Origin of the sequence: Acinetobacter sp. WC-141, from assembly GCF_000313935.1 — a bacterium.
In the GTDB taxonomy this organism is placed as follows: Bacteria; Pseudomonadota; Gammaproteobacteria; order Pseudomonadales; family Moraxellaceae; genus Acinetobacter.
Genome location: NZ_AMSS01000049.1, coordinates 1 through 20,749 on the forward strand (window position 1 = coordinate 1; position 20,749 = coordinate 20,749).

General features: G+C 37.4%; 19 protein-coding genes and 1 rRNA gene. 18 read left to right on the top strand and 2 right to left on the bottom strand.

What is annotated here, in order from left to right; all coding sequences use genetic code 11:
* The first annotated feature begins 141 nt into the window (after window positions 1-141).
* From rrf to hisC, 8 genes are all read left to right on the top strand, one after another.
* Window positions 142-256: ribosomal RNA gene (rrf, locus tag ACINWC141_RS09345) — 5S ribosomal RNA — on the top strand.
* Between the two features lie 304 nt (window positions 257-560).
* Window positions 561-2,009, top strand: coding sequence for an RNA polymerase factor sigma-54 (locus tag ACINWC141_RS09350; RefSeq protein WP_009390625.1), 1,449 nt, complete (start codon window positions 561-563; stop codon window positions 2,007-2,009).
* Window positions 2,010-2,173: 164 nt separating this feature from the next.
* Window positions 2,174-2,515 (top strand): ribosome hibernation-promoting factor, HPF/YfiA family, encoded by a 342-nt coding sequence (gene hpf, locus ACINWC141_RS09355; protein WP_009390621.1) that lies wholly within the window; start codon window positions 2,174-2,176, stop codon window positions 2,513-2,515.
* Between the two features lie 135 nt (window positions 2,516-2,650).
* Window positions 2,651-2,902 (top strand): BolA family iron metabolism protein IbaG, encoded by a 252-nt coding sequence (gene ibaG / locus ACINWC141_RS09360; RefSeq protein ID WP_004641297.1) that lies wholly within the window; start codon window positions 2,651-2,653, stop codon window positions 2,900-2,902.
* A 6-nt stretch (window positions 2,903-2,908) separates the two neighbouring features.
* A complete protein-coding gene (gene murA / locus ACINWC141_RS09365) occupies window positions 2,909-4,165 on the top strand; it encodes a UDP-N-acetylglucosamine 1-carboxyvinyltransferase (RefSeq protein ID WP_009390613.1) in 1,257 nt (418 codons plus the stop codon).
* On the top strand, window positions 4,165-4,848 hold the full coding sequence (hisG, locus tag ACINWC141_RS09370) for an ATP phosphoribosyltransferase (protein ID WP_003655841.1): 684 nt from the start codon (window positions 4,165-4,167) through the stop codon (window positions 4,846-4,848). The genes murA and hisG overlap by 1 nt, the downstream gene beginning before the upstream one ends.
* 106 nt (window positions 4,849-4,954) lie before the next feature.
* The gene (gene hisD, locus ACINWC141_RS09375; protein WP_009390642.1) at window positions 4,955-6,244 is read left to right on the top strand and encodes a histidinol dehydrogenase; all 1,290 of its coding nucleotides are present in this window, start codon (window positions 4,955-4,957) and stop codon (window positions 6,242-6,244) included.
* Between the two features lie 69 nt (window positions 6,245-6,313).
* Window positions 6,314-7,399, top strand: a complete 1,086-nt coding sequence (gene hisC / locus ACINWC141_RS09380) for a histidinol-phosphate transaminase (protein ID WP_009390645.1) — start codon at window positions 6,314-6,316, stop codon at window positions 7,397-7,399.
* Window positions 7,400-7,402: 3 nt separating this feature from the next.
* Here the strand turns inward: hisC and ACINWC141_RS09385 are convergent, their stop codons facing one another.
* Window positions 7,403-8,761 (bottom strand): chorismate-binding protein, encoded by a 1,359-nt coding sequence (locus tag ACINWC141_RS09385; protein ID WP_009390623.1) that lies wholly within the window; start codon window positions 8,759-8,761, stop codon window positions 7,403-7,405.
* Window positions 8,762-9,117: 356 nt separating this feature from the next.
* Between ACINWC141_RS09385 and filA the strand changes: the two genes are divergently transcribed.
* The 6 genes from filA to filF all read left to right on the top strand — a co-directional run bounded on the left by filA (window position 9,118) and on the right by filF (window position 17,244).
* The gene (gene filA / locus ACINWC141_RS09390) at window positions 9,118-9,993 is read left to right on the top strand and encodes a putative pilus system protein FilA (protein ID WP_005302845.1); all 876 of its coding nucleotides are present in this window, start codon (window positions 9,118-9,120) and stop codon (window positions 9,991-9,993) included.
* 305 nt (window positions 9,994-10,298) lie between these two features.
* Window positions 10,299-11,132 (top strand): putative pilus system C39 family peptidase FilB, encoded by an 834-nt coding sequence (gene filB / locus ACINWC141_RS09395; protein ID WP_009390630.1) that lies wholly within the window; start codon window positions 10,299-10,301, stop codon window positions 11,130-11,132.
* A 44-nt stretch (window positions 11,133-11,176) separates the two neighbouring features.
* Window positions 11,177-12,346, top strand: coding sequence for a putative pilus system protein FilC (gene filC / locus ACINWC141_RS09400; RefSeq protein WP_034678138.1), 1,170 nt, complete (start codon window positions 11,177-11,179; stop codon window positions 12,344-12,346).
* Between the two features lie 12 nt (window positions 12,347-12,358).
* A complete protein-coding gene (gene filD, locus ACINWC141_RS09405; RefSeq protein ID WP_034678157.1) occupies window positions 12,359-14,023 on the top strand; it encodes a putative pilus system OmpP1/FadL family transporter FilD in 1,665 nt (554 codons plus the stop codon).
* Complete coding sequence (gene filE, locus ACINWC141_RS09410) at window positions 14,017-15,297, top strand: putative pilus assembly protein FilE (RefSeq protein ID WP_009390604.1); 1,281 nt, start codon at window positions 14,017-14,019, stop codon at window positions 15,295-15,297. Before filD ends, filE begins: the two co-directional genes overlap by 7 nt.
* A gap of 18 nt (window positions 15,298-15,315) precedes the next feature.
* A complete protein-coding gene (gene filF, locus ACINWC141_RS09415) occupies window positions 15,316-17,244 on the top strand; it encodes a putative pilus system protein FilF (RefSeq protein WP_009390638.1) in 1,929 nt (642 codons plus the stop codon).
* Between the two features lie 57 nt (window positions 17,245-17,301).
* Here filF and ACINWC141_RS09420 read toward each other — a convergent pair whose 3' ends face one another.
* The gene (locus ACINWC141_RS09420; protein ID WP_002115876.1) at window positions 17,302-17,850 is read right to left on the bottom strand and encodes an NUDIX hydrolase; all 549 of its coding nucleotides are present in this window, start codon (window positions 17,848-17,850) and stop codon (window positions 17,302-17,304) included.
* 114 nt (window positions 17,851-17,964) lie between these two features.
* Here ACINWC141_RS09420 and ACINWC141_RS09425 point away from each other — a divergent pair, with 114 nt between their 5' ends.
* The 4 genes from ACINWC141_RS09425 to ACINWC141_RS09440 all read left to right on the top strand — a co-directional run bounded on the left by ACINWC141_RS09425 (window position 17,965) and on the right by ACINWC141_RS09440 (window position 20,743).
* Window positions 17,965-18,594, top strand: a complete 630-nt coding sequence (locus tag ACINWC141_RS09425) for a CoA pyrophosphatase (protein ID WP_085942204.1) — start codon at window positions 17,965-17,967, stop codon at window positions 18,592-18,594.
* A gap of 19 nt (window positions 18,595-18,613) precedes the next feature.
* The gene (locus tag ACINWC141_RS09430) at window positions 18,614-19,141 is read left to right on the top strand and encodes a gamma carbonic anhydrase family protein (RefSeq protein ID WP_081400092.1); all 528 of its coding nucleotides are present in this window, start codon (window positions 18,614-18,616) and stop codon (window positions 19,139-19,141) included.
* Window positions 19,142-19,276: 135 nt separating this feature from the next.
* Complete coding sequence (gene tsaB / locus ACINWC141_RS09435; RefSeq protein WP_009390643.1) at window positions 19,277-19,942, top strand: tRNA (adenosine(37)-N6)-threonylcarbamoyltransferase complex dimerization subunit type 1 TsaB; 666 nt, start codon at window positions 19,277-19,279, stop codon at window positions 19,940-19,942.
* 9 nt (window positions 19,943-19,951) lie between these two features.
* Window positions 19,952-20,743 carry a class I SAM-dependent methyltransferase gene (locus tag ACINWC141_RS09440; RefSeq protein ID WP_009390612.1) on the top strand — a complete coding sequence of 264 codons (792 nt, stop codon included), beginning with the start codon at window positions 19,952-19,954 and terminating at the stop codon, window positions 20,741-20,743.
* Window positions 20,744-20,749: the final 6 nt, after the last annotated feature.

The window sequence follows — 20,749 nt, forward strand, 5'->3', positions numbered from 1 at the left end:
TATGCAAAGCAACTTGATTTAGTTATATGCTTAGCTAAAATGAACATCTAAAGTAAGATTCAATCAGCCCATCTGTAAAGATTTGGAAAACGCAACGTATCACGAAGTGAATAAAACGAAGCAAGTATCCATACCAGTTGTGCTGGCGACCATAGCAAGAGTGAACCACCTGATCCCTTCCCGAACTCAGAAGTGAAACCTCTTAGCGCTGATGGTAGTGTGGGGTTTCCCATGTGAGAGTAAGTCATCGCCAGCTCATTATTCTAAACACCCCCAACTCAAATGTTGGGGGTGTTTTTTTATGCAGAAATTAATTAGAAAAACGTAGGTAAGAAGTTAAGACAATAAAAAAGGACTCTATTAGGAGTCCTTTTTTATAATATTTAAGAAATACATCTAAGTAATACGATTATGAATATTATTCTCTGATAAGTTTTTTAATTTAAAAAATCTATTTTTCTTCTGAAAAATTTCAAACTGATATATATGATAAATAGAAACTATATGTTATAAATGTTGAGTAGGCATGATTTTTGCTTGTTTTATGGAAACTAGAATATATGAAATTATCTGTTGGGTTGAAAGTTGCGAATTCTCTATCGTTAACACCTCAATTGCAGCAGGCGATTCGTTTGTTACAACTCTCCAGTTTAGAGCTTGAACAAGAAATTCAGATCCAACTAGATAGTAATCCTTTACTTGAAAAAATAGAAGAAGAGTCATTAACAGAAAGCCTGTCCACATTAGAAAATAAAGAATCAGATGACTTAACGACTGAGTTAAATGCAAATCATTTACCTGATGATTTACCAGTCGATACCGAGTGGGATGATATTTACACTCATCAGTCGACGGCTTTGGCTACCCCAGAATTTGAAGAGCGTGAGGATAATCGTCAAGTTGAATTATCTTTAAAAGAACACATTTTAGAACAAGTTAATCTCCTGCATTTCTCCAAAATAGATCAATTAATTGCTTACTGTATTGTTGATGCATTAGATGATAAAGGTTTCTTAGATGCTGAAATAGAAGAAATAATTTTAGCAGCTCAACAATTATTAAATGAAATTGATATTGAAGAAGATATTGAAGAAGATGAGGTTTTAGTTGTCCTAAAGCATATTCAAAGACTTGATCCACTAGGGATCGGTTCACGTAATTTAGCGGAATGTTTAAAAATACAGCTCGAATTTCTACCGAAAGATGTTGAATATTTAAACGAGGCAAAAAGCTTATTGCAATATTATGAGCTTTTGATAGCAAATGATTTAAATAAATTACTCAAACAAACGGGTTTAACAAAAGACCAATTAAAGTTTGCAATCAATCTTTTAAAAACATTGAAACCCTATCCAGGTATGGATTTTGATAAACAAGAGTCAGATTATCAAATCCCAGACGTAGTAGTTTCTAAAAAAGATTTACATTGGCAGGTTCAACTAAACCCAGATGTATTACCTAAATTAAGAATTAACTCTTTTTACTCTAGTATGATTCGTAGAGCAGATCAGAGTGAGGATAATTTATATTTGCGTAATCAAATGCTTGAGGCGAAAAATTTTATCAAAAGTATTGATGAAAGACATAAAACCCTATTAAAAGTAGCATCTTGTATTGTGGAGCATCAGAAAGCTTTTTTGGAGATAGGTGCTGAAGCAATGAAACCCCTAGTTCTTCGAGATGTTGCTGAAGAAGTAGAATTGCATGAATCTACAGTTTCTCGTGTAACTACAAATAAATATATGCTTACTCCACGTGGTCTTTTTGAGTTGAAATATTTTTTCTCTAGTCACGTAGGCACAACTACCGGAGGAGAGGCTTCTTCGACTGCAATTCGTGCAATGATTAAAAAACTCGTAGCAAGTGAAAACCCGCGTAAGCCTTTGTCAGATAATGTAATTGCTACATTATTGAAAGATGAGGGGATTGAAGTTGCGAGAAGGACTGTCGCAAAATATCGAGAATCGTTACATATTCCTTCATCGTCTGAAAGAAAAGTCTTGATCTGAATTTTGAAGTATGGCTATTCTAGAGATTCATTATGACGAAATAATGAAATTTTAATTTCACCAAGAGGAGTCACTAAAATGGTTTAATTGTCCTAATATTCTTTGATAGCATTAAATCGTTTTAGTTCTTCTTTAAATAACCTAAAAAGGTGAGGGATAGAATTATGCAAATAACGATTCGTGGACATCATTTAGCAATTACACCAGCTATAGAAGAAAATATTAAATCAAAATTTAATCAATTAACGAAACACCTGGATCAGGTGAATAGTATGCAGATTAAATTAACGAAAGATCATCAAATTGATAAGCGCTCTCATAAGGGCAGTTCAAATCATGTTGCAGAGGCTATCGTAAGATTGCCAGGGATTGAGTTGTTTGCTCAGGCAGCTGCTGATGATATGTATACATCAATTAAAAAATTGACTGAAAAATTAAAAAGACAATTATTAAGATATCGAAAAATGCAATGTGCTTATTCACAAGTTGCTGTTTCTATTGAATAAGTTTTGAAATATTAAGAGAGGCTTGAAAGATAGCCTCTTTTTTATTGATAAAATATAAACACGTACTGAATTCTTGGAAAAAGTTATAGTAAAATACTCCGTTTTACCCCTTAGGTTGTGTCAGAGGTCTTTGCAATGAATAGTGAACAGCTCACTCAAATTTTAAAAGAAGCTTTCCCTGTAGCGGAAGTGGTGGTGAGCGGACAGGCTGGAAAATTTGACCTCCGTATTGTGGATGATCAATTTGAAGGTAAGCGTACGGTGGCTCGTCAACAATTAGTTTATGCACCATTAAATACTTATATTGCAAGTGGGGAAGTTCACGCGGTAACAATTCGTGCAATGACCAAAGATGAATGGCGTAAAGCAAGCCTTTTCGGAGCTTAAATATTAATGGATAAATTTTTAATTACGGGTGGTGTTAAGCTCGAAGGCGAAGTGCGCATTTCTGGTGCTAAAAATGCGGCTTTACCATTACTTGCTGCAACTATTCTTGCAGATTCTCCAATCACAATAACCAATGTTCCAAATCTTAAAGATGTTAATACTTTGGTAAAGCTAATTGGTGGATTAGGGGTTACGATTAGCTATGAAAATGACACAGTAAAAGCAGATACATCTACTTTAGACAATCAGTTTGCACCTTATGAGCTGGTAAAAACAATGCGTGCTTCAATTTTGGTGTTAGGACCATTATTAGCACGTTATGGTAATGCTAAAGTTTCTTTACCTGGTGGTTGTGCGATTGGCTCAAGACCTGTGGACCAACATCTAAAAGCTTTAGAAGCTTTAGGTGCGCATATTGAAGTTGAAAACGGTTATGTCCATGCTTCAGTTGATGGTCGCTTAAAAGGTGGTGAAGTTGTTTTTGATATGGTCACTGTTGGTGGTACCGAAAACATCTTAATGGCTGCGGCATTAGCAGATGGCGTTACAACTATTCGTAATGCAGCACGTGAACCAGAAATCACTGACCTTGCCCAAATGTTAATTAAAATGGGCGCCAAGATTGAAGGCCTTGATACAGATACTCTTGTTGTAACTGGCGTGGAAAGTTTACATGGCTGTGAATATGCTGTTGTAGCTGATCGTATTGAAACAGGTTCATATTTAGCAGCTGCTGCAATTACGGGTGGTCGTGTCAAAACTACTCATACTGATCCAGCATTACTTGAGTCTGTTTTGGATAAGTTTGAAGAAATGGGTGCTGAAGTCACTCGTGGTGATGACTGGATTGAGCTTGATATGATGGGTAAACGCCCTAAAGCTGTAAGTTTTAGAACTTTGCCACATCCAGAATTTCCAACTGATATGCAAGCACAGCTGATGGCAGTAAATGTGATTGGTCGTGGATTCGCAACAATCTCTGAAACGATCTTTGAAAATCGTTTTATGCATGTTCCTGAATTGTCACGAATGGGCGCTAATATTCAGGTAGAAGGTCACGATGCTGTTGTAACCGGAGTTGAAACCTTACAGGCAGCCCCTGTTATGGCAACAGATTTACGTGCTTCATTCTCTTTGGTTCTAGCTGCTTTAGTTGCAGAAGGAGATACGTTAATTGATCGTATCTACCATATTGACCGTGGTTATGAACATGTCGAAGAGAAGCTTCAAGGTTTAGGTGCCAAAATTAAGCGAGTAAGTTAATGAATGATGTAAGAAACGATGATCCTAATTTTGATGTGATGGGTAATTTTGATCATGGTTTGACCTTGGCATTAAGTAAAGGGCGTATTTTGAAAGAGACGTTACCTTTATTGGCTACAGCGGGTATTAATTTACTCGAAGATCCGGAAAAGTCTCGTAAACTAATTTTTCCTACTACACATAAGCAAGTACGTATTTTGATTTTACGTGCATCTGATGTACCCACCTATGTAGAAAATGGTGCAGCAGATATAGGTGTAGCAGGTAAAGATGTGTTGATGGAGCATGGTGCTCAGCATGTATATGAGTTACTTGACTTGCAAATTGCTAAATGTAAGTTAATGACTGCTGGTAAAGTAGGCATGGAGCATCCAAAGGGTCGTTTAAAAATTGCCACGAAATATGTCAATCTTACACGTCAATACTATGCAAGCTTAGGTGAACAGGTTGATGTTATTAAGCTCTATGGTTCTATGGAGTTAGCACCTTTGGTTGGTTTAGGTGATTACATTGTGGATGTGGTCGATACTGGTAATACTTTAAGAGCAAATGGTCTTGAGCCATTAGAAGAGATTTGCAAAGTTTCTTCTCGATTAATTGTAAATAAAGCCAGTTTTAAACGTAAACAAACTTTGTTAAATCCAATCATTTCACAGCTTGAGCAAGCTGTTCAATCGCGTTAAAAGCAATTTCCCATCATGCTTTTGCGATAGTTAAGCTAGATGATGCCCACAAGCGCATAGAAAAAGGGTAAACTTACTTTTTCTTTTTCGCCTTGTGGGTAAATTGATGCGACGTTTATCGACTCAAGATCAAAACTTCAAACAGGTTTTTGCTGAGCTATTGGCATTTGAAACCGTGAATGATCTTAATTTAGTGCAAACAGTAGATCAAATTATTGCTGATGTTCGTCAGCATGGTGATGATCATGTTTTAAAGCTTACTCAACAGTTCGATCGACATCCAGCGCATCAATTTTCAGATTTAGAATTATCTCAAGAACAACTTAAAACCGCTTTTGATAATTTAAGCCCAGAAATTCGTGATGCTTTAGAGTTGGCAGCAAAGCGTATTCGCACATTTCATGAAGCTCAGAAACAAGATAGCTGGACCTATATAGATGACTTGGGCAATACATTAGGGCAAAAAGTTACCCCTCTAGACCGTGTTGGTATTTATGTGCCGGGTGGTTTAGCCTCTTATCCATCTTCAGTCCTAATGAATGCTGTACCTGCTCATGTTGCAGGTGTACCTGAAATTATTATGGTTGTTCCAGCACCGAATGGTGAATTAAATCCATTGGTTCTTGCCGCAGCTTATCTTGCGGGAGTTAGCCGGGTATTTACAATTGGTGGGGCACAGGCTGTAGCAGCTTTGGCCTATGGTACTCAGACCATTCCACCTGTAGATAAAATTACGGGCCCAGGAAATCGTTTTGTCGCAGCTGCTAAACGTGCTGTATTTGGTCAAGTCGGCATTGATATGATTGCTGGACCTTCTGAAATTTTAGTCTATGCAGAAGGTGAGAATAATGCAAATTGGTTAGCTATGGATGTTTTATCACAAGCTGAACATGACACTGTGGCTCAAGCTATTTTTATAACTCCAGATGAAGCTTTGCTTAATGCAGTAGAGTTGGCAATTGAAAAGCATTTAAATGAATTGCCAAAGGCAGGTATCGCTCGAACTTCAATTCAAAACCGTGGTGCTTTGGTATTAGTCAAAGACCGTGCAGAAGCAATTGAGTTGATTAATCAGGTTGCACCAGAGCATTTGGAGCTGTGCTTAGATGATGCTGAAGCCATGAGCGAAGATATTCGTCATGCTGGTGCCATTTTCATGGGACGTTATACACCTGAAGCAATCGGTGACTATTGCGCGGGTCCAAACCATGTATTGCCAACATCTGGAACTGCTCGTTTTTCTTCTCCATTAGGCGTTTATGACTTTCAAAAACGCTCGAGCTTGATTATGTGTTCGAAAGATGGGGTTAAAACATTAGCTAAAACAGCCGATATATTAGCTGTTCAAGAGAACTTAGATGCGCATGCACGCTCAGCTCGTTATCGTTATCAATAAGCTTGTAAACCTTGTAGTGTTTTAATTATTACTCAGGGCTGATTTTCAGCCCTTTTTTGAGATAAGACCATGACTTTATCTACAGCACAAATGCGCTTTTGGAGTCCAGAAGTTCGTGAATTAGAGCCTTATGTTCCTGGTGAACAGCCTAAAATTCAGAATTTATTGAAACTTAATACGAATGAAAATCCATATCCGCCATCACCAAAAGTAGTTGAAGCAGTTCAAGCTGTCTTAACTCAGCAAGCTGATGCATTGCGTTTATATCCAGATCCAGATGCAACAGCTTTAAAACAAGCAATTGCTAAACAACAGAATATTGAGGTATCTCAAGTTTTTGTTGGTAATGGCTCAGACGAAGTACTTGCTCATATTTTTAAAGCATTTTTCCTTCAAGATGAACCGATTCTTTATCCAGATATTACTTATAGTTTCTACCCAGTTTATAGTCAGTTCTTTGGCACAAAAACTAAAGAAATTCCACTCAATGAGAATTTCGAGATAGAAGTTAAAGACTATACACAACCAAATGGCGGGATTGTTATCACAAACCCTAATGCACCAACCAGTATTGCAATGGGTTTGCCAGATATCGAGAAAATCTTAAAAGCAAATCCGGATCGGGTCGTGGTGATCGATGAGGCATATGTTGATTTTGGTGCCGAGTCTGCGGTGAGTTTAGTAAATCGCTATGAAAATCTAGTTGTGTGTCAAACAACTTCGAAATCGCGTTCATTAGCTGGTTTGCGTGTTGGTTTTGCAATCGCTCAACCACATTTGATTGCGGCGCTTGAAGCCGTCAAAAATAGTTTTAACTCATATCCTATTGATCGTTTTGCAATTGCAGCCGCGGTCGCTTCTTTTGAAGATCAGGCTTATTTTGAAGAACAATGCCAGAAAGTGATTTCTAGTCGTGAAAAGCTAGTAGATGACTTAACTGCTTTGGGCTTTAAAGTTTTACCTTCTAAAGCGAACTTTATTTTTGCTTCACACTCAGTCCATGATGCAGGCAAACTTGCACAGCAATTACGTGAACAAGGTATTATTGTGCGTTATTTCAATAAGCCTCGTATTAATCAATTTTTGCGTATTACAGTGGGTACTGATGAGCAGAATATGCGTTTAGTACAAACGTTAAAACAAGATATTCTTTAAGTTTTAGTCTGCTGTGCTGTTCATCAAGTTCAGCATAGCAGAGATTTTATCAAGACTTTCTTGATATTCGGCTTCTGCATTTGAGGCAATCGTAATGCCACCCCCTGCCCACAAAGAGAGCTGATTTTGATATTGTTGAAAGCTGCGGATAAGAATATTCCAGCGACCCGTTCCATCAAAATTGAAGTAACCTAAGGTCCCGCAATATGCACCTCTTGCTTCTTCTTCTAGCTCTTCAATAATTTCCATCGCCCGAATTTTTGGGGCTCCTGTAATCGATCCCCCCGGTAAAGCAGAAAGTAACATTTGCATTGGATTAATATCATCTTTAAGCGTGGCAACAATCTCACTGACCATATGATGAACTTGATTAAAACTCTCAATCTCGAATAATTGCGTTGTTTTTACCGACCCTGTATTGGCATAAATGCTCAAATCATTACGTAATAAATCAACAATCATGACGTTCTCTGCCTGATCTTTTTGTGAGTTTTTTAAAGTTTGTTTTGAAATAAAATCTTTTTCACTATCCTCATATCGAGGCATGGTTCCCTTAATAGGTCGTGTCCTAATTTGTTTATTTTGATTGAATTCAATGAAAAGCTCAGGAGAGCAACTTAATAGCTCAAATTGATCTAATTTTAAATAACCTGCATATGGTGCATTAGTAAGACTCCATAAATCTTCAGCTTTATTTAATAAAGATCCTTTGAAATCAGCTTTAAATTCTTGGGTTAAATTAATTTGATAACAATCTCCAGCTTTAATGTATTCTTGTATTTTATTAAAAGCTTCAAAATATTGTTCTTTAGACCATCTTGGTTGAATAGCAGTTTTTAATTCAAATATATTTTTAGCTTTATTAGAAATAATGGTCTCTAATTTTTTTTCAATGTATTTGAATAGGTCAAGTGCATCTACTTCATCACTAAAAAAATACCAATCATTATCAATATATTTTAAAAAAGAACGGTATTGGCCTAAGAACAAAGAGGGCTGTATATGAGTCTGAGTATTAATAAATTGATGTGCAGCAAAATCGTAACTAATAAAACCGATGTAGCCGCCGTTAAAACTTGTTGTTGAGTGAATATTTTTATTTTCTTTTAAATGATTTTCTTTTAGTTGAATAAAATCTAATAATTGATGTGATGTTGATATATTTTTATATTTATTGGAATTTTGACGCTGAAATATGAGATTATTTTTATTTTGAATAATAATATATTGCTTCGGCAGGAAACCAATAATAGGATTATTATTGTCATTTAAATAAATGAGCCCAGTTAAACCTTGTAAATTTTTTAAAATCTCGGCAGCATTTTTACTAGGTAATGAGATTTTTATCTTTAACTGAGACATTTTTAAATAACAGAATAGTTAATGAGGGAAATATTATTTTACTACAACTTGTGGATCATCAGGGAGAAGACTTAGGAGGGATGTACTTTTCGCTGATAAAATAGTCAAATTTTAGTAGGGGATTGGAGTTCTATTTGGAAGCTAAAAACAAAATAAATTGCGTGTACCGTTTGTCGGGTAGTTGGCAAAAAATGCACAACACTAGTTGAACAAAAAGTAACGTAGATGTAATTTAGTAATTGCTAAGCAAAACTACTCAAGGATTGGAAGTTTCGGTTGCTATATAAAGAAAAATGCAACTTGAGACAATGAGAGTGGTTAAAGTCAAAAAATAAATGCTCTTGGGAGAGTGCTCAATGAAAATGTTCACTAAACTTGCTTTAGTTTCTTCTTTAGCTATCAGCGCAAATGCAATGGCAATGCAGTCAATGGACGATGCTGCGCTTAGTGCTGCTACAGGTCAAGATGGTATTAACATCGGTATCGCTTTAGGTGCTGGCGGTATCTCTATCGACAAATTATATATTCACGATAACGATGGTTTAGACCCAACTACAGGTATTGCAGGTGCAGCAGCAACTGCGGGTGCTATTACAATCACAGGTACAACTGCAACTAATGGTAAGGCTATAACTCTTACGCAGGTAGATACCACAAAGAATCTATTAGATCTTAAAATTGATAGCGTTGGTGCATCTGCTACAAATGGAGCGTTTTTAAACGTTGCTGCAAATGTAGGGGCAGTTAATGTAAAAGTTGGCTCTATCGGTGTTGGCAGTTCTGGTACTTTAAATGAAACAACTGCTGTACGCGGTATTACAGAAGCAGCACCGACTGAAATTCTTTCTGGTTTAGATTTATCTTTAGGCGCAATTTCAGCTAATGTTCAATTAGGCGCTACCCCACAGGGTGCAATGATCAAGGTAAATTCCAGCTTACAAGGTGGTTTGACACTATCTAATCTAGGCATCAATGATGCTGCGGGTGGTGGTAAAATTGTCCTAGACAAAGTAATGGTTCGTGGTGCAGGAAATACAACTGGTAACCTAGATGTGAATGCAGACATTTCTGTTGTACCAACAGGGTTGAAGATTCAAAATAATAGTACTCAAGGCATGAATGTATATGCACAGGGTATTCACTTAGGTTCTAATACTGCTGCTTCAATCGGTGATGTTGAAATCCAAGGTATTAATGTTGGTACTTCTACAATTACAATTTCTGGTCACTAATTTAAAAGTTTGAAAATAAAAAGCGCGTTTAATACGCGCTTTTTTAATTGAAATTTTAATTAAATTTCTCTTAAGAATTAATAAAATTACTATATGTATATTAAATAGATTAAGGCTGCCGCTAGTTAAGAATGAGAGCTAATTAACAGTTTAATTAGAGTAGAACTATACGTTCATCAAAAAGATTAAAAAAAAGCTGTTTTTTTACAAAAAAAAAGGTATCTTCGAGACACAGGGATGTAGAGCTATTGCTCTAAGAATAAAATGAATAAGGCCAGTTAGGCCACCATTTAGACCAAGTGCTTATGTTAGAGATTGTTTTAGGCTCAGCATTGATGTATTACTTTGCGACAGAAGCCTTCGAAATAGAAAAAAAACCACCGGGAACTGTTTATTATACAGAGACGGCTGATTCACGTAATTTATCTTTTCACCGAAATCATATTGAACCCGTTACGATTAGACCTGCGATAGAAGATCAATTTCGCGGTATTGTTCGACAAGCATATGACTATAGCTGTGGTTCGGCTGCACTTACCACTTTGTTAAATGGGTATGTCGGCACTAGTTTGACTGAACAGCAAACAATGAGTGGGTTACTACAGTATGGCGAATATCAGCGAATTATTGAACGCCGTAGCTTCTCATTACTTGATATGAAACGTTTTGTCACAGCAATCGGTTTAGATAGTGGTGGTTACCGAGGAGAGTTTCCTGATTTAGTTAAATTAGGTCAGCCTGCAATTGTTCCGATTTCATATGCTGGATTTAAACATTTTGTCGTATATAAAGCTTATAAAGATGGAAGAGTCTACGTTGCTGACCCTGCATTAGGGAATATTAGTTTTGATGAAAATCGATTTAAAGAAATTTGGGATAACAATACGTTGTTTGTTATTTCTGTTCCTGAATCGCAACGTAAAGACTTATTAGCATTAAAAGATGCAGATATGCGTCATGTGGAAGATGCAACTGTTAACCGTTATGCCTTTGTTGACGTGCAATATCCAACATTTAATTATGACCGTTTAGCAAATAAAGCCTCAACAATGCGACGGGTTTTGGATAATGACAGCCATTCTTCAAATCATAATCAGCCGATAGAAACTTTTATGCGTCTTTATTACAAGCGTAAGTAATGAATTTTTAATTTAGTAAAATAAATAAATTGGGTGGAAGGAATATGAATAATCGATGGATGAAGATGAGTGTATTGGCCTTAAGTATGAGTGCCATTACAGGAACAATCTATGCAAAGGACCAAGTTGCACAAACGGAAGTTCAAAATACTGCTGTAGTTTCTGAAACAAATACCGCATCAGAAGTAGCGCCAGCAACAGATTCAGTTCAAGATGGAAGTGTAACTCCTTCCACAGACATAGTAACCAGTGATCCTGTAACAGCAAATACTGAAGCTAATCAAGCTGCTACAGCTTTACAGAAAAAAGAAGGCGATGCGAGTCAAGAGACAAATTTACAAGAAGTCTTCACCTCGAATGAACGACAATATTCATTAATTAAAAGAGGGGAGATTTCTACATATTATGATCTCGATTATACTTATTACCGCGACAGTATTTTGGATTTAGCACTAGGAGATGATAACTCTAGTATTAGTCGCTTAAGTATCAGGGAAGATGCTCAACATACATTGACCAATAGTTTCACAGCTCAATATGGTGTTTTAGATAATTTAACACTTTCAGCAACAGTACCTCTAGTTGCTAAATCTGATATCAATAGCGATTCTACCACTGCAGGATTGGGTGATATTTCTTTAGGTGCGCGTTGGGAACCTTTCCCTCTTAAACAAGGACGTTTACCTTTAGTCTTGTTTGGTAGCTTATCTAGTAAAACTGGTGATAGTCCTTACGAAGTTGGTCAAAATGAGCTTTCAACTGGTAAAGGGTATTACTCTGCAGGTATAGGCGCCAGTACTCGTAAATATATCGATCCAGTTGTTTTATTTGCCTCTGCCTCTGCCAACTATGGTTTTAAAGAGTCTGGTTTAAATCAGGTACGTGGTAACCGTATTTTAGAATCTTTTGACCCTGGAATTAGTGGCGGCTTCTCTTTCGGTTTTGCTTATTCATTTAACTATGATGTGTCATTAACCATGTCATATCAACAAAGCTTTAACCTAAATTCTGAGTTCCAATTTGCAAATGGAGAATCTTATAAATCTCCAGACCAAAGTAGTGCAATGATGGCTTTTGCCTTAGGTGTACGTGTTTCACCTGATACGATTGTTAATGGTACAGTTGGCTTTGGTTTAACCGAGGATGCACCAGATGTCTCACTTGGTTTATCGTTCCCGTTAGATATTTTAGGTTTTAATAAAAAACAAAAATAAGGAGATATGCAGGTGAAATATCCTAAATTATGTCCTCTAACGGCGGCAATTGTGATCTCTGGTATTTCTAGCTTTGCCAATGCTCAATTAGGACAAAACCTAGCTGTTGATATTCGTTCACTATCGATGGGGAATGCTGTAACCGCAGACCCACCAGGGATTAGTGCGGTTCATTTTAACCCAGCAGCATTAGCTAAGATTGATGGACTGCAAACTGATGTACAGGGTATTCTAGCTAATTTTGATATTCAGCGAGAATTTTCAGCACCGCCTGGGTATAACGTTTTTGGTTATTCAGATGATCCTCTTGTTTGTAATGATGGTCCAGAAGTTACTGCGAATATTTGTACAGATTTTAAAGACTCAGTTCATGGAGATGTCGAGTACGCCAGCTTATATGTGCCTATTCTTAAAAAAATGGTTGATTTAGGAGCTGGTTATCCACTCGTTGCTCCTACAGCGGGAATTGCCTATAAGCCCCCAGGTTCTAAAGTCACATATGCAACAGCGGTATATGCACCATTGGTAGCAGGTTTTGGCGCAGAAAATGGTAATGCTGGTAACTATATGGGGCAACAAGTTGCTGTAGAGCGTATTACTTATTTGTCTCCATCTTTTGGTTTCCAAGTTAATGACCATTTATCAATTGGTGCTTCCATTGGAATGTCATATAACGCGCTAGCATTAAAAACTGATCTTCGTTTTCCAAATGAGATGATTGGTGTCTTACGCATGGTTGATGAAGTGGTTTGTGCGCCATTCAAGAATAATAATGACATGATTACTGATCTATTATTATTTGGAATGTGTAATGCTCAGGAAGGTATGAACCCATTTAATAAAATGGGTGCCTTACAAGTTTCCATGGAGCAATCTTTAAGCCCTAGTTATAACTTGGGATTGCTTTGGGAGCCGACAGATGATTTTGGCTTCGGTATGGTTTACCAAAGTTCAGCCAAGATGCGTATGAAAGGCAAATACATGATTGATAATGCTAAAGCGCCTCAAGAATTGGTACGCGGGCTGAACTCATCTGCGACTGGTCAAATTTTAGCTCGAATTCTCGGCTTACCTGGATATGTACCTGATATCGAATCGGGTTTAGTCGCGATGGATTTAGAATATCCCGCACATTTTCAGGCAGGTATTAAATATAAAATTTTGCCAGATTTACAAGTAAACTTTGATGTTGGGTGGACTGATTATTCAGCATGGGATAAATTTAAATTTGAGTTCGATCGTCAGATTTCACTACTTAAAGTTGCAAAACTATTATCTAATGATGTGACCGATAGCTCTTTAGCATTGCCATTAAAGTTTACCTCGCCATGGAGTTGGGGAATCGGCTTGGAGTATTCGGCAACGGATCGTTTGAAATTACGAGCAGGTTATGAGCCTCGGGCTAGTGCTATTCCTGATGACAAACGTAATACTATGGTTCCAATTAACAATGCGCAATTGTTTGGTTTAGGATTAGGGTATCGTTTTGATACAGATACTGATTTAGACCTTTCAGTTGGTTTCTTACGCAGTCGAGATAATATTCCAGCATGTACGAGTACTTTATCGAATAAATGTGGTGTCGATAATATTTTATTAAACCCTTATGCTGGTTTAGATGTAAAAACAAATACGAAAATTACAGTGCTTGGTTTGAGTTACAGAACAAAATGGTAAAACAGTATAAATGGATGCTTCGACCTAAATTTGCTATTTCAATTTTATGTATTGCGATAGCAAATGTTTCTACATCTTATGCAGACGGTTTTTATACGATTATTGGTCCTGATGGTCGTCCTATGATTGTGCCGAGTAAAAGAGTTGATCAGAAAAAACAGTCTATCCCTCAAATAGAAATAAAACCTCAAAATCCACAAGATAAAACGGTGATTCTTCCTGCTCAAAAAAATTATAAAGAAAAAGAGCCAATTAAAGATTTGCCAAAAAAATTAGAACAACGAGCAGAAAAGAAATTAAATACTGCACCAACTGCACCAACTGCACCAACTGCACCAACTGCACCAACTGCACCAACTGCACCAACTGCACCAACTGCACCAACTGCACCAACTGCACCAACTGCACAGCAAAAAGCCCAGAATCCTCAGTCCGCTTCAACAAATGATCGTGAATTAAAAACACCTATTGAAAATGTAAAACTTCAAACGCCCTCTAACAATGAATGGCAAAAAGATTTGCTTTTAATTCCACCACCGACAAAAAGCACTTCGCAAGCTTCCCCAGCACCAACTTCTACACAAGATAAGTCTAAATTTACTACCATTGATGGTGTGGAATATGTAAATAATGAATATCTTGAAGATCAGGAATTTAATCTTGAAGGGAAAAAACGTTTTTATCTCGTGCCAGATGGCTTAGGAAGAACAGAATCAGTAGAGCGGAAGAAAGGTGTCAGCCGATCAACTTTAGATCAGCTTTTTAATCGCCATACTCAAGATAAAGAGTCTACAGTTGTATTAGCGCCCACATATATGCGGTTATCTTCGAAAGAATTAGTGGCCGCTTTTGAACAAGATCAATGTTTTATCAAGGGTTATAACAAATCAATTAAGACACTTAGTATAAATAAAGAAGTAAATGTATGGCCAAGAAAACCTTTGAAAGAAAAATTTGAGTATGAGTTGATTAAGCTTGATCCCTCAGTCCAACATTTAAAACTTATGTCGTTCGCTGCTAGTAATGAGAAACCTTCGTATTATTGGCCATTAGCTGTTTTTTTAGATGATAAGGGTTGTATTTTAGAAGGAGTAAGTGGATTTAAGAGTAAATCTTATCCTTCTACTATGTTACAACATGCATCAATTCAAGGTGTTTTAAAAGTACCATCATCAGCACACTACATGATGTTAACGCCCTTATCCTCTGCTGTAGATGTTGCAGAAACTGAGTTATCGAATCAGGGACAAATTCAAATTTCCGTATTACGTTAAAAATAAGTAGGGTATCTAATGAATAAAAAAGTTTTATGGCCTTTTGCCTTAACCACATTAGCGATTATGCTAAATGGATGCGGTGGTGGTAGTTCCACAATAAATGAGAATCCTACAAACGGATCAGGAGGAGCTACTGCTAATGGAAGTTGTTCTATAACAAGCAGTGATTGTCTACAATTTTCTTTAGATTACCCAATTGCTGGTATTAATTTTACATGTAGTAGTGCAGCAAATCTAAGCTTTGTGACTAAGGCTTCAGGTAATAGTGTTATTGGATCTTGTAAAGCTGGAGATACAGCTAGTTTTTATTTGCAAGATTCTAAAGCTATAAGAAAAATTGAATTAGGTTCTGTTAAGCTCGACACTGTTTCAAAAATTCAAATGACTGTTCCACCGCGTTTGAAAGTCATGGATATGGCGATCGGATTAACTGGGCAAACCCCAACATCCCTTAATCAGAATGATCCTACAATTCGAGTTGCAATGGCATTGGTAAAGCTCTTTCAAAGCATTGGTCTGGAGCGTGGTGATAATATTGCTGGTGATTTGCAGCCAACACAATTTACCGATGATAAGAAGAATACTTTAAATATTTTAGTTCAAAATATCACAGCTACAGAATGGAAAAATGGGGCTTATGCCAATATTTTAAAACCTTGGCTAGATTTAAGTCAGGTGTCAGATGAGCAAGCTTTTGAACTGGTAGCACAATTAACAAACTTAAGTTTAGTGGGACTATATCAGTCAGATTATATTACTTTGGCTCCGCCTAATTTGATTTCTGAAAACTTTTACGGATGTAATTTGACTAATTTGGCGGATTGCTCGAAAAATGGGGCAAATACCCAACATGTGTTTGGTAATTTATTCTTATTATCTGATCGTCAAGGATATACATTTGGTTATGGTTTGCAATGGAAAGGAACAAGTACAATCACAAGCCAGGTAGCAATTAGTGCAGTATTAAATGTTTTGACGAAATCAAAACCGACCCAAATGATTGCAAATGCACAGACTACTTGGCTTGATCCAATACAAACCGAAATTAAATCAACACAACCATTTCGTTTAAAAACTTCTAGTAATACAAATGAAGATTTAGTGATTTATCAAGGTAAATTGTTAAATGATTCACTTATTGCAGGGCGTGATAGTTCATATTTAGCTTTGACGGATACTAAAACTCCTAATCCTCAGCAGTATGCTTTATGGAAACAAAGTGTTGATAACCAAAATTATAATGGTTCTATGGATATTTATAAGGTAAGTCCTGCGAGCTATTTGTCTAATCAGATTTTTAAAACTGCTAAGAACGTCAAATCTGGACAAACTTATATTTTCCCATTATATGCAACTCTAAACTTTAAATTTGATACAGCAGGAATTGCACCTATTGATTTGGGTATTGTCATTGATGAGAATGGGAATATTAGAACAGATATTAAACCTGAAGCTACTGCGACAGATATGTCTGGTCAGTGTGGAGTGGTTTCAAATACGAGTTTAATTGATAACAATGGAGTTCAGCAGTACAGAATTGGTACAACTGGAGGAACAGAATCGGCCACCAATGATAAGTCAATTACTGTAAGAATGATTTTTGGGGTGCCTGAATTAGGGAATTTAAATGGTATTGTAGCTGGCTTAAATTCAAATGTAGTTCAAAGTACTTCTCAAACTGGTAGTCAAACATTACTTGTAAGTGGTGCAAAAATTAACGTTGCTAATTTATTACAAGGGCAGACCAGTGGTGCAAACCTTACTACTTATGATAACAAAACAGTTTCATGGTTAAATCCATATGCTTTCTATCAACAGGTATATAATAATATTAAAGATATTTCACCTGCTCCGACTGAAGCTGAAAAGGCTCTAGGTCAGCGTATGGCAGGAACTGTGACACTTAGAACAGCTAATTGTTATCAGATTAAGACTAAGCCTTAAAAATAAGAGACAAATAAAAAAAGACCGCTTAGCGGTCTTTTTTTATTATCTAAATGATTAACCCGTATGGTCTAAACGAGTACCCAAAGTTTCAAGATGTGTTGGGAACACTTGTTTTTTACGGTCTTCAAAATAATGTCTTAAAGTGTGTTCAACACTAGGGAATGCAAGTTCACCCCATGGAATTTCATGCTCTTCAAACAGGCGACTCTCGATGCTTTCTTCACCTGCACCAAAAATGCCATCTTTCAGCTGTGCTTTGAAAAGTACATAAATTTGACCAATACGCGGAATATTGTACATACAGTAAAGTTGTTCTATTTCTATCTCGGCTTCTGCTTCTTCACGAGTTTCGCGTGCTGCACCTTGCTCCATGGTTTCGAACAATTCCATATAGCCAGCAGGCAAAGTCCATAAACCATAACGAGGTTCAATCGCACGACGACAGAGTAATACTTTGTCTTCCCATAACGCTAAGGCACCGCAGATTACTTTGGGGTTTTCATAGTGAATATTTCCACAATGAGTACAAACACGGCGTACTTTATGATCACCTAAAGGAATTTTTTGTTCGGTTTTATGCCCACACGCTACACAGAAACTCATAATTATCATCGAGTATAGAGATGACTCAGCATAACTGAATTTTTAGACTTACGCATCAACTCTATTCCCTAAGTTTGATTTTCAGATATGATGCAAAGAGAGATAGAATAATAGGTGAATGGTATGGAAGAGCACTTGCTAACACAAAAGTTACAGCAAAGATTGCGCTTTTCCACCCGCATACAAGAAGCACAAGCAGCAGTACTGATTGCAATTACTAATGAAAATGATCCGAAGGTACTGCTTACACGCCGTTCAATACATATGAACAACCATGCGGGGGAAGTTTCTTTTCCGGGTGGAAAGCGTGATCCTAGTGATACCAGTAATATTGTTGTAGCATTAAGAGAAGCTCAGGAAGAGACAGCTTTAAATCCGTTCGATGTGCAGTTGCTCGGTGATTTGCCGATGCAGCGTGCAAGAAGTGGTTTGTCTGTAAAACCGATCGTTGGGCTTATTCCTCCAGAGGTGACTTTAATACCTCAGCCTACCGAAATTGATCGAATTTTCTTTGTCCCGTTACAGCAACTTATTGAAACGCGGCCAACACCCTATGAAGTTCGATATGCCCATCAGTCTTTATATTTTCCAAGCTTACAGATTGATAATGAAATTATTTGGGGGTTAACTGCTCGTATGTTAGTTGCTCTGTTTAAATATGGATTGGGTTATCAAAAAGATTGGCCATTTTTACTCAACTCACCAACCTTTGGAATGCCAAAGTTTTCTCATAAGAATAAATGATCAGGATTGATAAATTATGATGTATAGCTATCAAGGACAGCACCCAAAAGCCTTACATGAGCCATGGGATGGTTGGGTTGCTCCAACAGCAACGCTGATTGGGCAAGTAGAGTTAGGGCGTCAAGTCAGCATTTGGTTTGGAGCTGTAGTTCGTGCCGATAACTGTGTAGTTCGAATTGGTGATTTCTCTAATATTCAGGAAAATTCTGTACTACATACCGATGCGGGCCTTGAGTTAAATATTGGTGAATATGTCACAGTCGGTCATAAAGTCATGCTGCATGGTTGTACGATTGGTGATAATAGTTTGATTGGTATGAACGCCGTAATTTTAAATCGGGCTGTGATTGGTAAAAATTGTATTATCGGTGCTAATGCTTTAGTTCCTGAAGGGAAGGTGATTCCAGATAACTCAGTGGTGATGGGTTCACCTGGCAAAATTGTCAAAACTTTAGATGAAGATGGCGCTGCAAAAATACGTTTGAGTGCATTGCATTATGCTGAGCACTTTAAGAACTATGCAGATTTAGAAGAATTCCACTTTTAACTCTTTTTTAGCAAAATATTTTTATGCCAAGCACAAGCTTGGCATTTTTATTTAGAAAGAGAACAACTCGCCTATCAGAGCCGAGTGGGGTATCATAACCCTCGTTTTTAATCTGATTTAATACTAAGGTTGTGCATGAAATTGCTGGCGTTGGAAACTGCAAATGAGCAGTGTTCTATTTCATTAGTCGATGAAACCCAAGAACTGTTTTTTCAACTCGATACGCGGGCGAAAGCACAAACCCAGACCATTTTGCCCATGATCGAGCAGGGGCTACAACAAACAGGTCTTGAGGTTGCTGGTCTAGATGCGATTGCCTTTAGCCGTGGGCCGGGTTCTTTTAGTGGTGTTCGAATTAATGCAGCTGTGACTCAGGCGTTGGCATGGTCACAAGATTTACCCGTTATTCCTGTTTCGAGTTTGCAAGCTTTAGCTCAAGCGGCATACCGACTTGAAGGTTTGAAACAAGTGACTGCAGTACTCGATGCGCGTATGAACGAAGTTTACATTGCAAGTTTTGTTCTCGATGAGCATGGAATTATGCAATGTATTGATGAAGAAAAATTAATGGGCTACGAGCCAGCTGCTGCTTATGCAAAACATTGTTTAATCGGTTCGGGTACAAAGCTACTTCAAGCTAATGCTGAACATCAAACAATCACTGCAACTGCACAAGACATTGCTTCTATTGCACGTGTTTATGCAGCGCAAAAGCAGTGGGTTGATGCTGAATATGCTTTGCCAGTTTATTTACGTGATGATGCATGGAAAAAAATAGCGGATCAGGGTAAAGCAAAATAAAGGCGAATCATGCACATATATTTTGAAGTAGATTTTCAAGAAAAAGCACAGCACTACCAAGCTGTGCTTTGTTCTAGAGGTGTGACTGTAGATTTGCAGTTAGTTGAAAAACTGAATGCAAGGTTTTTACGTTTAAATCCTGAGTTGGCACTTTGTGTAGATGAAAACGGGCTATGGTTGTCTGCAAATGGTATGAAAATGCAGCCCGACTGGAAAGCCGAAATTTCCCGTTTAAAACGTGCAAGTCTTAAATCAGAAATGATTGCTCGGGCTTGTCAGTTAGGTGAAAAACCAATACTGGTTGATGCTACAGCAGGCTTGGGTCACGATAGCTTACTCATGGCTTATCTGGGCGCACAAATACAATTGGTTGAACGCCACCCGATTTTATTTACCTTACTTGAAGATGCAAAAGCACAAGCTGAACAAGATAGCTTTTTAAGCCAATTTATGGATCGGATTCAACTGATCTTTGCAGACTCTGCAAGTTATTTAAAACAGTTACAGCAAACAGCTCAAATGGTTGATGTAGTTTATCTAGACCCGATGTTTCCACAGCGCGATCAGAATCATCAAGCAGTCAAAAAGCAAGCTCAAGTTAAAAAGCAGATGCAGCTTTTACATCTACTTTTACCCGAAGATGGTGAAATGGATTTGGGGGATAATTTGCTGGTTTTGGCACAGAAAGTTGCTAAACGTGTCGTGGTTAAACGGCCACGCCATTCTATTTTCTTGGCAAATCAAGAGCCAGCTCATCAATGGCAAGGAGATGCTTGTCGTTTTGATGCGTATTTTCAGTAGGCTTAT